The 13,547-nt window shown below is 63.1% G+C and carries 12 protein-coding genes; 7 read left to right on the forward strand and 5 right to left on the reverse strand.

The genetic code is table 11. The features are described from left to right. The first annotated feature begins 8 nt into the window (after positions 1-8). The 7 genes from NGM99_RS04965 (at position 9) to NGM99_RS04995 (ending at position 9,056) form a co-directional block, all read left to right on the forward strand. Positions 9-1,232, forward strand: coding sequence for a GTP-binding protein (locus NGM99_RS04965; protein ID WP_252816577.1), 1,224 nt, complete (start codon positions 9-11; stop codon positions 1,230-1,232). Between the two features lie 52 nt (positions 1,233-1,284). After that, positions 1,285-1,590 (forward strand): hypothetical protein, encoded by a 306-nt coding sequence (locus NGM99_RS04970; protein ID WP_252816579.1) that lies wholly within the window; start codon positions 1,285-1,287, stop codon positions 1,588-1,590. 113 nt (positions 1,591-1,703) lie between these two features. Further along, positions 1,704-3,854: a peptidase domain-containing ABC transporter gene (locus NGM99_RS04975; protein ID WP_252816581.1), complete on the forward strand. Its 2,151-nt coding sequence runs from the start codon at positions 1,704-1,706 to the stop codon at positions 3,852-3,854. Next, positions 3,851-5,287 carry an HlyD family type I secretion periplasmic adaptor subunit gene (locus tag NGM99_RS04980; protein ID WP_252816583.1) on the forward strand — a complete coding sequence of 479 codons (1,437 nt, stop codon included), beginning with the start codon at positions 3,851-3,853 and terminating at the stop codon, positions 5,285-5,287. Before NGM99_RS04975 ends, NGM99_RS04980 begins: the two co-directional genes overlap by 4 nt. Before the next feature lie 221 nt (positions 5,288-5,508). Continuing rightward, positions 5,509-6,240: a Crp/Fnr family transcriptional regulator gene (locus tag NGM99_RS04985; protein WP_252816586.1), complete on the forward strand. Its 732-nt coding sequence runs from the start codon at positions 5,509-5,511 to the stop codon at positions 6,238-6,240. A gap of 111 nt (positions 6,241-6,351) precedes the next feature. Beyond that, positions 6,352-7,809 carry a dihydropyrimidinase gene (gene hydA / locus NGM99_RS04990; RefSeq protein WP_252816588.1) on the forward strand — a complete coding sequence of 486 codons (1,458 nt, stop codon included), beginning with the start codon at positions 6,352-6,354 and terminating at the stop codon, positions 7,807-7,809. Between the two features lie 290 nt (positions 7,810-8,099). Continuing rightward, positions 8,100-9,056: a TIM44-like domain-containing protein gene (locus NGM99_RS04995; RefSeq protein WP_435371391.1), complete on the forward strand. Its 957-nt coding sequence runs from the start codon at positions 8,100-8,102 to the stop codon at positions 9,054-9,056. A gap of 112 nt (positions 9,057-9,168) precedes the next feature. On the opposite strand, the gene NGM99_RS05000 is transcribed toward NGM99_RS04995, so the two are convergent. From NGM99_RS05000 to NGM99_RS05020, 5 genes are all read right to left on the reverse strand, one after another. Next, on the reverse strand, positions 9,169-9,648 hold the full coding sequence (locus tag NGM99_RS05000) for a hypothetical protein (protein WP_252816590.1): 480 nt from the start codon (positions 9,646-9,648) through the stop codon (positions 9,169-9,171). Continuing rightward, complete coding sequence (locus tag NGM99_RS05005) at positions 9,629-10,534, reverse strand: exosortase/archaeosortase family protein (RefSeq protein WP_252816592.1); 906 nt, start codon at positions 10,532-10,534, stop codon at positions 9,629-9,631. Before NGM99_RS05005 ends, NGM99_RS05000 begins: the two co-directional genes overlap by 20 nt. Before the next feature lie 15 nt (positions 10,535-10,549). Beyond that, positions 10,550-10,819, reverse strand: a complete 270-nt coding sequence (locus NGM99_RS05010; protein ID WP_252816594.1) for a hypothetical protein — start codon at positions 10,817-10,819, stop codon at positions 10,550-10,552. A gap of 327 nt (positions 10,820-11,146) precedes the next feature. Further along, positions 11,147-12,133 (reverse strand): glycosyltransferase, encoded by a 987-nt coding sequence (locus NGM99_RS05015; protein WP_252816596.1) that lies wholly within the window; start codon positions 12,131-12,133, stop codon positions 11,147-11,149. 2 nt (positions 12,134-12,135) lie between these two features. Continuing rightward, positions 12,136-13,545, reverse strand: coding sequence for a glycosyltransferase family 2 protein (locus NGM99_RS05020; RefSeq protein WP_252816600.1), 1,410 nt, complete (start codon positions 13,543-13,545; stop codon positions 12,136-12,138). Positions 13,546-13,547 lie beyond the last annotated feature (2 nt).

Here is a 13,547-nt window from a genome sequence, read left to right on the forward strand (position 1 = left end):
TGGCCGTCGTGGAGAAAAAAGCTGTCGACCGCCGTCTGCCCGTTTCGGTGCTCGCCGGTTTCCTGGGCGCGGGCAAGACGACGCTTCTGAACCATGTGCTGTCGAACCGCGAAGGCCTGCGGGTCGCGGTGATCGTCAACGACATGTCGGAGGTCAACATCGACGCCGACCTCGTGCGCGATGGCGGTGCCGAACTGTCGCGCACCGACGAGACGCTGGTGGAACTGTCCAACGGCTGCATCTGCTGCACGCTGCGCGACGATCTTCTGGCCGAGGTCCGGCGGCTCGCCGAGGAGGGGCGCTTCGACTATCTGCTGATCGAGGCGACCGGCATCGCCGAGCCTCTTCCGATTGCTGCGACCTTCTCGTTTCGTGACGAGGGGGGGAGGGCGCTGGCCGACATCGCGCGCCTCGACACGCTGGCAAGCGTTGTCGATGCGACCAGCGTGCTCGACCAGTTCGGTGACTTGTCCAAGCTCAGGGATCGAAATGCCGCCCGCGACGACGCCGACGAGCGCACGCTGACGGATCTCGTGGTGGAGCAGATCGAGTTCGCCGATGTGGTGGTCGTCAACCGTGTCTCCGAGGTGGACGCCGAGACGCGTCTCGCCGTGCGCCAGCTGGTCGCGACCCTCAACCCGGACGCGCGGGTGGTGGAAGCCGATTGGGGTCGCGTGCCGCTGGGTTCCGTGCTCGGCACCGGGCTCTTCGACGAAAAGAAGGCCGCGACCCATCCGCTCTGGCACAAGGAACTCTACGGTGCGACCGCCCACGTGCCCGAGACCGAGGAATACGGCATCGGCTCATTCGTCTACCGCGCTCGCCGGCCATTCGATCCTCGCAAGCTCGACGCGTTTCTTGCCGAGAGGTGGCCGGGCCTGATCCGCGCCAAGGGGCATTTCTGGCTGGCGACGCGGCCCGACTGGGCCGGCACGCTGTCGATTGCAGGCAAGCAGACGCGGATCGAGCCCAAGGGCATGTGGTGGGCGGCGGTTCCGAAAGTCCTCTGGCCACGTTACCCGCAATTTCGCGAACTGCTCGACAGGCACTGGCAGGAACCCTGGGGGGACCGCCGGCAGGAACTCGTCTTCATCGGCACAGGCCTCGACCAAGCGGCGATGCGAGGAGCACTCGATACCTGCCTGGTGGGCGACACCGACACCTTCGCACCGGAGCGCTGGAGCGCGCTTCAAGACCCATTCCCGTCCTGGGAACACCAGCACGCCGCCTGAGGGGCAGGGGCGTGGAACGACCGAGCAACCGTCTGACTTGAGGAGACAGAACATGCATAACGAAACTTACGCCGACGGCGTCGGCGAGATCACCATCACCGGCTCCATCGTGCGCATCAACCTGATGAGCCTGTCGCCCACCGAAATCGACGAGCACGGCAACGCCAAGGCGGTGTTCCGCCAGCGCGTGGTCATGCCGGTGGACGCCTTCGCGAACGCCGTCGAGCTGATGCAGAAGGCCTTTGCGAGCCTGGTCGAAAGCGGCGCCATCCGCCGCGTCAACGACGGCCAGATGGGTTCCGTGCCGCCTGTGCCCGCGCCTGAGCGCGGCACCAACGCTTCGCCCAACTTCAACTGAGGCGAAGATCCCCGCTCGATGAGAGACGATCGGGGACCGAGCGCAGCAACCGGTGGTGCGCGGTGCACCGCCTTGTGAGGCCAGAGTAGAGAGCCGCGGGGGCGGTACGGCCGATGGCAACGCATACCAATCTTTTGTGTCTGGCTGTGGTTGCCCGCAGCCATGGGGTGGATTTGTCGCCCGAACGCCTCGCTCACGATTATTCGGTGGGCGAAGCCATGGTGCCGACCCGGCGCCTTTTGCGCATGGCAAGCGACGCAGGCCTGAAAGCCCGCGCCGTCAGCCTTTCCTGGGCAGGATTGCTGAAGCTCGAAAAGGCTTTTCCGGCGCTCGTCGAGCTCAGCAACGGCAATTGGGTCGTGGTGGTGGGCGCCAGCGCCGGCGAGGGGTTGAGTGGCGGCGCGCCTGTGATCAAGGTGCTCGACCCGCTCGCCGAGCGGCCCGAGCTTCTGCTTCTGAACGAGGAGCAGTTCTGTTCCCGCTGGAAGGGTCGCGCGGTTCTCGTCAAGCGCGCCTATCGCATGTCCGATCCCGACCGGCCCTTCGGCTTTCTCTGGTTCGTTCCGGAACTTTTGCGCCAGCGCAAGCTCTTCGTGGACGTGACGATCGCCGCTCTCATGCTTTATGCGATCGGCCTCGCCACCCCGATCTTCTTCCAGCTCGTGATCGACAAGGTGCTGGTCCATGAGAGCTATGGCACGCTGACGGTGCTCACCATCGGCGTCGCGGTGGCGCTCGGCTTCGACGCGCTCTTCACCTTTATCCGGCGCTATCTGCTGCTTTACGCGACGAACCGCATCGATATCCGCGTGGCGACACGCACCTTCGGCCATCTGCTCAGCCTGCCCATCGCGCTCTTCGAGCAGGTCTCGGCGGGTGTGCTCGTCAAGCACATGCAGCAGACGGCGCGCATCCGCGAGTTCCTCACGGGCCGTCTCTTCCTGACGCTGCTCGACGCGATGTCGCTGTTCGTTTTTCTGCCGATCCTGCTTCTTTACAGCGTCAAGCTGACGGCGGTCGTGGTCGGCTTCACGCTGCTCGTGGCGCTCGTCGTGCTGATGCTGATGGGGCCGTTCCGTCGCCGTCTCCAGACCCTCTACGAGGTCGAAGCCGACCGCCAGGGCTCGCTGGTCGAAACCGTGCACGGCATGCGCACGGTGAAGTGCCTGGCACTCGAGCCGCGCCAGCGCCAGGTCTGGGACGACCAATCGGCACGCTCGATCTCCGTCCGTTTCCAGGTCGAGAAGATCTCGACGCTGGCCCAGAGCATGACGGGGCTGCTCGAAAGGCTGATGGGCGTCGCCATCATCGGCATCGGCGCGCTCGATGTCTTCGCGGGCTCCTTGTCGGTCGGCGCGCTCGTCGCTTTCAACATGCTCGCGGGCCGCGTGTCGGGACCGCTCGTGCAGATCGTGACCATGGTGCACGAGTATCAGGATGTAGCGCTCTCCGCCCGCATGCTGGGGGAGGTGATGAACCGGCGGCCCGAGAATTTCGGCCGTTCGCGCGGTGTGCGCCCCGAACTCAAGGGCGATATCGAGTTCGACCACGTGTCCTTCCGCTACGGGCCCGATGGCGCGCCGGCACTCGACGACGTGTCGTTCAAGATCCCGGCCGGCTCACTCTTCGGCATTGTCGGCAAGAGCGGCTCGGGCAAGACCACCGTCACCCGCATGATCCAGGGGCTCTACCCGATCCAGCAGGGTCTCTTGCGCATGGACGGCACCGACATGCGCGAGATCGATCTCGTGCACCTGCGCCAGAGCATCGGCGTGGTGTTGCAGGACAGTTTCCTGTTCCGTGGCACGGTACGCGAGAATATCTGCGCGGCGAAACCCGATGCGACCGTCGAGCAAGTAGCCGAGGCCGCGCGCCTCGCAGGCGCCGACGAGTTCATCGAGAAGCTGCCACGTGGGCTCGAAACCATGCTCGAGGAGAACGCCTCGAACCTTTCCGGCGGGCAGAAGCAACGACTGGCGATTGCGCGCGCTCTGATCACCGACCCGCGCATCCTGATCTTCGATGAGGCCACCAGCGCGCTCGATCCCGAGAGCGAGGCGATCATCCGTCAGAACCTGAAGCTGATCGCCGAAGGCCGCACCGTCATCGTGGTTTCGCACCGCTTGTCCACGCTGACGGATGCCGATGCGATCCTTGTCGTGGATCGCGGCAAGATCGCCGACCTTGGCCGCCACGACCAGCTCGTGACGCGCTGCATGCCTTATTACCAGCTTTGGAACCGTCAGAACCGGGTGGCAGCATGAGCACGCCAGCGAACAATGGGAACAAGAGTGGCAATGAGGGCAATGCGCCCGCGCCCGCCGTCATCGAAGGTGAAGTCCTGCCGCCCGAAATCGTCGTGAAACGCACGCCCCCTGCGGTGATCTCGGAATTCCAGTCCGACGCGGTGGAACTCGAAGAGCGGTTGCCCTCGCGGGTGGCGCGGGTGATGCTTTATGCGATCACGCTCTTCATCGGGGCGGCGGTTGCCTGGGCCTCGTTTTCCTCGCTCGATGAGGTGGTGGTGGCGCAAGGCAAGCTGGTGACCACGAAGCCGACCATCGTGCTCCAGCCGCTCGAAACCTCGATCGTGCGCGACATTCATGTGGCGCCCGGTGACATCGTGCATCGCGGTGACAAGCTCGCCACGCTCGACCCGACCTTCACGACCTCCGCCGCCGATCAGCAGAATGCCAAGTTCGCAGCGCTCGACGCGCAGATCAGGCGGATCGAGGCGGAACTCGACAATCGCGACTATCGCCCGAGCGTGTTGCCGACCGAGGAGGAGCAGTTGCAGCTTCGCCAATTCGGCCAGCGCCGCGCCTTCTACGTCGCTCAGCTGCAGAATTTCGATCAGCAGATCGCGGGGCAGGCTGCGACGATCCAGACGGCCGCCGAGCAGGGCAAGATCCTGCAGGCGCGTGTCGACACGCTCGGCCAGATCGAGAGCGTGCAGGAAACGCTCTACAAGAAGGAAGTCGGCTCGCTCCTCAACATGCTGTCCGCCCGTGACACCCGCTTCAGCATGGAAGCCTCGCTTGCCCAGACCAAGGGACAGGGCTCGGAAGCCTTCCATGCGCTCGCCAAGCTTCGTGCCGACCGGCAAGCCTTTATCGAGGATTTTCGCCGCGCGGCCGTCGATCAGCTCGTGGATCTGCGCTCCCAGCGCGCAGCTGTGTCCGAAGAGATCAAGCGGATCGAGCTGCGCCAGAAGATGGTGACGCTGGAAGCGCCGGCGGATGCGGTGGTGCTGGAACTTGCCCAGCGCTCGATCGGCTCCGTGGTGCGCGAAGCCGAGCCGATGATTACGCTCGTCCCGCTCGACGTGCCGCTGGAAGCGGAAGTCGCCATCCATTCCCGCGACATCGCGCGCGTTTCGAATGGTGAAGCGGTTCGGGTGAAGTTCGATGCCTATCCGTTCCAGAAGTTCGGTACATGGCCGGGCACGGTGCGCACCGTCAGCCGAGACGCGTTCGCGGCCGACCCTGCGAAAGCGCAGGGAGACCCCGCCGAGGCATCCGTCTTCCGTGGTCGTGTCACACTCGCCGATGCGGCAGTCGGCGCACCTCACACCACGCTCCAGCTGCTGCCGGGCATGACGGTGAGCGCCGAGATCAAAGTCGGTCAGCGCCGCGTGATCTCCTACTTCCTTTATCCGCTCCTGCGGGGGTTGGACGAGAGCCTGCGCGAGCCCTGATCCCGTTTCTCGCCCTGGCTCGCAGGCGTACCCAATTCGTATGCCGCATCATCGTCCATAAGTGGTAGGCTAAGCCAAATGGTGTAGCTCTCGCGGTAAATTGGAAGCAACAATCACCACATTGGTAAAGGCGGAGAACTTATTAAGAGAGTAAATGCTAGAGCTGATCGTATGTGACTTTGGGGAAGGTGCTGAAACCAGTTTCAGTTTTGGTGGGGTCGATGCTGAGGGGTGTGGATGCATTCGCGATCAAGCTTGAGGCCTTCGGTGCGCTGAGCTTGGGGGACCAGGCCGCCTTGAATACCGTTCAGGGGCCAGTCCGGCGTATTTCGGCCGGCACGGAAATCGTGGCCGAAGGGCAGCCGCTGCGGACCGCCTATATCCTGCGCGAAGGCTGGACCTCGTCGTCCAAGCAACTGCGCGACGGGAGCCGGCAGGTCATCGATATCCAGATTCCCGGCGACCATCTCGGCCTTTCCGGCATTCTCCTCAGTGCTTCGGATCGAACCTACACGGCGCTTACCAAGGTTGAGGTGACGCAACTCGATACCGAGCGCCTTCTCGATGCTCTCGGCACCAGTCCGAACCTTGCCCGCCTGCTACTCAAGGCCGCCTCGCGTGAGGAAGCCATGCTGGTCGAGCATCTGGTCAGCATCGGCAAGCGCGATGCCACCGCGCGCACGCTGCACTTTCTTCTGGAACTGGGCGCGCGCATGCGGCTCGTCGGGCGCGGCTCGGCCAACCGGTTCGAGTGCCCGATCTCGCAGGCTACGCTCGCGGATGCGCTCGGCATGACCGCCATCCATCTCAACCGCGTTTTGCGCCAGCTGCGCGAGGCGCAGCTGATGATTTTTCGGGAAGGTATCGTGACCTTTCTCGATGTCGAAAAACTGATCGAAATGGCGGATTTCGACCGTGGCTATCTGGAAGACGGTATGGGTCTGCTCGGGTGATCCTTGTTCGGTTCTAAGACACTTCTCCGCAACCATTGATCCAGCGCTGGCCTCCCGGCAAACCTCTGCTAGGCTGTTCTTCGGGAACAGAACAGCAGCAGAGGAGAGCCCATGTCGACGGTGATCAAGAACGGCACGATCGTGGCGGCCGACCGCTCTTATGAGGCCGACATCCTGATCGAAGGCGAAACGATCGCGGCCATCGGGGTGGATCTGAAAGGCGACACGGTGGTGGATGCCGAGGGGGCTTATGTGATGCCGGGCGGTATCGACCCGCATACGCATCTGGAAATGCCCTTCATGGGAACGACCGCCGCCGAAACCTGGGAAAGCGGCACGGCCGCAGCCCTTTCGGGCGGCACGACCTTGGTGGTAGACTTCGTAATCCCTGGTGAGGCGGGCATGCTGGCGGCTCTCGATGATTGGGAGGCGAAGGCGTCGCGGCAGGCTTCGTCCGATTACTCGTTCCATATGTGCGTGACGGGCTGGTCGAAGAACCATTTCGACGAAATGGAGAAGGTGGTGGGTAAGGGCATCAACACCTTCAAGCATTTCATGGCCTACAAGGGCGCGCTGATGGTGAACGACGACGAGATGTTCGCCTCGTTCCAGCGTTGCGCGAGCCTCGGCGCCTTGCCGCTGGTGCATGCCGAGAACGGCGATATCGTCGCCGCACTCCAGCAGAAATACCTGAGCGAGGGCCTGACAGGCCCCGAGGGTCATGCCTATTCCCGCCCGCCGGAAGTCGAGGGCGAGGCCACCAACCGCGCGATCATGATCGCGGATGCGGCAGGCACGCCGGTTTATATCGTCCACACCTCGACTGAGCAGGCGCATGAAGCGATCCGTCGCGCGCGCCAGAAGGGCATGCGCGTCTATGGCGAGCCCTTGATCCAGCATCTGACGCTGGATGAAAGCGAATATTTCAACCAGGACTGGGACTATGCCGCGCGCCGCGTGATGAGCCCGCCTTTCCGCAACAAGGCGCATCAGGACAGCCTGTGGGCCGGTCTCTCGGCCGGCTCGCTGCAGGTCGTCGCCACCGACCACTGCGCGTTCACGACCGACCAGAAGCGCACCGGGCTCAACGACTTCACCCGCATCCCCAACGGCACCGGCGGGCTCGAGGACCGCATGCCGGTGCTCTGGACGCGCGGCGTCGAAACGGGGCGGCTCACGCCCAACGAGTTCGTGGCGGTGACCTCCACCAACATTGCGCAGATCCTCAACATCTACCCGCAGAAGGGTGCCATCCTGCCGGGTTCCGATGCCGATCTCGTGGTATGGGACCCCAAGCTCGGCAAGACCATCGCGGCCGCCACGCAGAAGTCGATCATCGACTACAACGTGTTCGAAGGCGTCGAGGTGCGGGGCCTGCCGCGCTACACGCTGTCGCGCGGCGAACTGGTCTGGCAACACGGCAAGAACGACGCGCCGCGGCCGGGACGCGGCAAGCATGTGGCGCGCAAGCCGTTCGCGGCGGCGTCCAAGGCCTTGTCGGTGTGGAAGGAGATCACGGCACCACGGGCAGTGACGCGGTCAGCGCAGCATATGCCGATCGGGGTGTGAGGTTTTTTATGGTGAGTCTAGCGGAGACGTCACCACCGCCCCTTACCCCTCCCCACAGGGAGGAGGGGAGACGTCATCGCTGCGTCTCACTCTGAAGCTCGTCGCCTAGCCTAAAACAAGAGGCTCGACTTTCACGTCCCCCCTTCCTCCCTGTGGGGAGGGGTACGGGGTGGGGGTAACCTCTCCACCTCAAGATACCTCGCAATTTCCGTTCCTCATCCCACTCCAAAGGGTGCAAACGGCTCCTGACCATTCCTATATGCGGGGAAATCAACCACGAGGACCCGTTCTTGGCCCGGTCGCGCTTTCGCATCACAGCCCTTCTTGCCAGCCTGTTCATGGTGTTTTCCATGATTGCTGTCGACCATGCCGAGGCACGGCGGGGTGGCAGCTTCGGGAGCCGGGGCACGCGCACTTTCCAGAGCGCGCCGGCGACCCGCACGGCACCGCAGCAGACGGCACCGATCAATCGCTCCATGACGCCCAATCAAGGGCCGACCACGCGGCAGAATCAGGCTCTGCCCGGCGCACAGCCCCGCCCGGGTTTTGGCGGTGGTCTCTTCAGCGGCGGATTGATGCGCGGGCTTCTGATCGGCGGCCTGTTCGGCATGCTGCTCGGTCATGGTTTCGGTGGCATCGGTGGCATGATGAGCATGCTTTTCCAGTTTCTTTTGATCGGCGGTCTGATCTGGCTTGCGTTGCGCATGTTCCGCCGTCAGGAGCCTGCGATGGCAGGCGGTCCACGCGCGAACCGATATGAGGCGCCGCGCCAGCCTGCACCGAATACGTTCAACGTGCCGCGCATGGGATCCGGTGCCGCCCCAAGCGCGCCGGTCAGCCGCGATATCGAACTGAACCAGACCGATCTCGACCGCTTCGAGCGTATGCTGAGTGCGGTGCAGGACGCGTTCAGCCGCGAGGATCACGGCGCGCTACGCCGTCTCACGACGCCCGAGATGGTTTCGTATCTGTCCGAAGAACTGGCCGACAACGCGCAGAAGGGCGTGCGCAACGAGGTGTCGGATGTGCGCCTGCTTCAGGCCGACATCGCCGAAGCCTGGAACGAGGGCGCGGATGATTATGCCACCGCCGCCCTGCGCTACACCTCGCGCGATACTTTGCGCGACCGCGCAACGGGGCAGATGACGCTTGGCTCCGACGAGACAGCGAGCGAAACCACCGAACTCTGGACCTTCCGCCGCACCAATGGCGGGGAATGGAAGCTGTCGGCTATTCAGGAAGCCTGAACAGGCAGGAGAGCCGCTTTCGCTGCTTGGCCCGCCGCACGTTCACTCCGCGATGGAGTCATGGTCGGTCGTCTATAATGGCAGCTATGACGAAGATCATATGCCTCTCGTTTTAAAGCGAGAGGCTGCTCGCATCCTCCAGCCTAAACTGCTGAGTGCTACAGTCCGGGTTGACAAGAATGGCCCTTACGAGTGCAGGCGTTGCCATCATGGAGAGGTAATTGAGCAGCCGGGCGCGGTAATCGGCCAGCCGCGTGCGTAAGACAGGTTGATCTTCGTAGAGTGTCCCTTCGAACGAGTAGGCGACGCGCTGCTTTGCCCTCTCTTCGCTGATGATCGAACGATACCATCCTTGCGGTGAGACATCCGCGATGCGGACTTTGCATGATCCCATCGTGCCGGTCACCCATTCTGGGGCCGTGTTCGGTGCGGCGTGAGCGACGCTGAAGCCTCGCTCGGAAAGAAACGCTGCGATATCAGGGCCGCCATTGGTATCCGGCGCCTTTTCCGCGCTGCGAAATGCATGAACTTTCGCTGACAGGCTCACGGCCAGTACGAAGGCCGCAATCAGGCTAGGCAAGGCGCGTGGCATCGTTTCTGATCCCATGCAGGCAGATGAGGAAGATGGTTGCAACCGTCAGCCAGCCGAATACGCCTGCGCCGATCGGACCATGGAGGAGATCGTAGGAAGCGGGAAAAAGGCCGATCAGGCTGATCCGCGTCACGTTGAGTGCGATCACCGCGAGACAGGCAAGCAAAGTCCAGAGCATAGCCTTGCGCGACCAATCGCCGGTCTGGAGGTTGACGAAAGTAGCGGCGCAGAGAAACGCCAACGACAGGTTGCTCATCGAAGAACAACTGGGCGCGATGAACATCACGCCCGACCCGTCCGCGAAGGGCACCACATTGTCGTTGACGCTCGTTCCGATGACCCATCCGACCAGCTTCGCGTCGAGCCGCAGGATGAGATCGCTGAACGTCGCGAAAAGAAGTCGCGCCCAGAAAAGCGGGACGGAAAGCGCGAATGCCAGCACACCGGCCCGACGAAGCGAACTTTCCGCAGGTGAAGAGCGGATCAGATATGCTCCCATGAGGGCGATAGCCAGCCAGCCCAGCACAGGAACAGGGAGCAGGATCAGCACCACTGCGGCAACCGCGACCGCAAGATCGGTTCGGCTGCGGGGCTCTGCCGGCACGGCATTCCAAAGCTGCAGAGCGGCGACGGCGCCGGCGAACCACAGAATGGCGCTGACGTCGAAAGTGTTTAGCGCGGCATCGACCCAGCCGTCGCGAAGGACGGATTTATAGATTTTTTCAGCTGAACCGTTCAGAAATGCCAGTACGACCAAGCCCGAGAAAATAGCCTGGCGCGACAAAGCCTGTGCTTCAGCAAGCGGCACACGCCAAGCAGCAGATCGGGCGGCCTCACGTGGCATCACGCCATGCGGGTTGGACAGAGTCGTGTTTGCCTGCAGCATCGCTGCTGCGCCGGATCAGCGGCGATCCGGCGACGACTTGCGGTGCTGCTCGACGTTGCGACGGCGGCGGCGGACGAACCAGGCATAGCTGCCTGCCGCGAGAACCACGGGAATGCCCAGGCCGGCGACCGGTCCAGGGACCGCATGCGAGGTGGGCGGGCCCTTTGGGCCGCCTTTGCCAGGACCGCCGGGGCCACCGGGCCAACCGCCCAGAGCGAGGGCCGGCGAAGCGGCGAGAGTGAGAGCGCAGGCAGCGCCCAGAAGAAGTGACCGAGGCTTTGTCATGACCGTTCCCTGCATCGCGAAAGTTCAAGCGTTGAGAACATTGCGTATCAGGTTGGGAATCAGTCGCGCAGATAGCCTAATGGCTGGAGACATTTTATCGAAAGAATATGCCCTAAGACTTTTGCATTAATTCAATCAAATCCCCGGCATCAGTGGTATTCGAGCGATTTCCCGCTCGCGATGTTGGGAATATCAATAATATTGTTTAGATAAGGCGTTTTATCGTGTCTATCCATAGCACCTTTGGTGAGGTGCAAAAGCGGTTGAGATTATTATATCGGCACAACTTTCTTGCGAGGTCGGATGCCAGCCCAGTTGTCTCGGAAATCAGGCCACCGCCTTCCGCGAGGCGATAAAGTCCGGCAGTTCGGGTTCGGGCCGACCGGCGGTGCGGATCAGCAGGCCGCGCGCGGCAAGTTCGAGCTTTTCCTTCAAACCCAGATGAGCACCGGTTCGCGCGGTGATGAGCGCCTTAACCAGCCCGCGTGCGCGGAGCGCGACTGGGTAGCGGAAGCTTGCACTTTCCAGGAACTCACGCTGCTTGTCGCGGCCCGCCAAGGCCCAGGCCTCGCGCTGCAGGATCTGCACCGCGCGTTTGAGGTCCAGTTCGCGTTTGAGATAGCCGGCCGTGCCGCCGAGATCGCGCGTGGTCTGCGCGCCGTTCTCGGCCCAGACGGCGAGCGGCTCCATCGCCACATAGATGTCTTCCCAGACCGAGAAGGTGCGCAGATATTCCTGCAATGTCGCGGTGCAGGCATAGCCGATCTCGAGCCGGCTCCTGGCATCGCGCGACCAGAACAGTCCGCCATTCGACACGCCGATGCCGGGAATGAGCGAGAGCCTGAACTGGCTGGGCTCGTAGCGGCCTTCCGCGAACATCTCATCGAGAATGCCCGTCTCGCTCAACCGCGCTTCGGGTGTGCCGGAGCCGAGTTCGATCAGCTGGTTGCGCAGGATCAGTTCGACGCCCTGTTCGCGGGCGATGCGGAGATTGTCTTCCATGAAGCGCGGAAGCAGGAAGTTGTCGTCCTCGACCACGCAGAAATAGTCGGCCTCGTGCGGGTTCTGAGCGGTGAAGCACTGGTCGATGTTGCGCGAAGCGAAGTTCTGCTTGGGGTTCAGCGTGTAACAGATGCGCGGATCGGCGAGTGCCTCCACCACGGCGCGCCCGGCACCATTGCGGTCGTCGTCATAGACGTCGCAGATCCAGTTTGTGTGCGTCTGTGCTTGCAGTGACTGGAGCGCACGTCGCAGCATGTCGGGGCGCTTGTAGGTCGGCGTGCGCGCATGGACGAGAAAACCGGATGTTTCCATTCTCAGGCCCTTTTGCGTTCAGGCGACGCCGATGATTCTGTGATCAAGGGTGTGAGGTCGCCATTCGCCGGATCGCGCACCAGCATCTCGACGTCCAAACCGTCCAGGCGTTGGAGAATGGCCGGCGTCTCGTTCGCGTCTTCGACCACCACCGCGCGCAAGGTGCCGCGGGAGCAGAGCGAGGCAGCACGCAGTCCGGCAAGGCCGAACGCAATGACGCGGCTTTCGTTGAGAGCCGCACTCTGCGTCAGTTCGGCCATGCTTTGGCGCTCACCCGCATCCATACCGCCTTTCTCACGGAAGGGCGGAACGGCAACCGCAACGCCGTCACCGACGATGCCGAGTGTTCGCATGACCGTTGACTGCAAATTGGCGTCAGGCAGTTTCTCTCGCAGGAGAAGGACTTGTCCGGTGGGCGCCGTGCTTTCGGCAGTTTTGGCCGGATGCGAGAAGTGCTCGCGCACCGAACGGATGAGGGGCGCCACCAGCGTCGGACGCTTGGCCACCAATGTGGCAGAGCGCGCAACGGCCTTGCGTTTCAGGCTCGACACCAGCTGCTCATAGGCGAGCGCGCCTTCGAGGCCCTTCATGCGCTTGTTCAGCGCCTCTGCCGCCTCGCTCGCAATCGTCGGGTAGGCGACTTGCAGCGCCTTCTGATTGGTGATCATGGCTTCGACTTTCTCTTCCGAAAGCCGGTGCGAGATCGAACCGCTATGGCGGCGGTAGAGATAGGTCGGCTCGGGCAGAAGGAAGAAGCGATTGCCGTCGAGCAGGAAGCGTAAAAGGAAGTCGTAGTCTTCGCCGACGCGGATGGCCTCGTCGTAAGACAGGGCTGCGAGCTTCTCGCGCTTGAGCATCGGCTTGAGATAGCCGAGCGCCGGTAGGCCGGAGTTCAGGCCGTTGGCACGGATGAAATAGGCGGGCGATACCTCTTGCGGCGCGTCGTCGAGCGAAGCGCCCAGAAGCGTCTTGGGCTCGATCGGGCCGTCCTCGGAAAAGAACACCATGTCATCGGCCACGCCATCGGCCTGAAGCGCTTCCGCGCGTTCCAGAATGCGCTCGAAGCGTTCGGGATGAATGATGTCGTCCGAATCGACCACCGCGATCCAGGTGCCGCGTGCCGCACGAAGGGCGGCGTTGCGCGCGGCCGATGGCCCGCCATTTTCCACCATCTCGATCAATGTCACACGTGAATCATGTGCCGCCGCATGGCGGACGAGGACAGCGCTCGCATCGCTCGAAGCGTCATCGGCGACGATCAGTTCGATGTCCGAAACCGTCTGCGCGAGCACCGAGGCGATGGCCGCCGGCAGGTGGGGTGCGCCGCAATGGTTGGCCATCACCACGGAAACGAGGGGGCGGTCCGAGACTTTGGCCTCGCGGGTGAGTGCGAGCGGCAGGGAAGCGGTCATCG

Source organism: Mesorhizobium liriopis, from assembly GCF_024053505.1.
Taxonomy (GTDB): Bacteria; Pseudomonadota; Alphaproteobacteria; order Rhizobiales; family Rhizobiaceae; genus Mesorhizobium_B; species Mesorhizobium_B liriopis.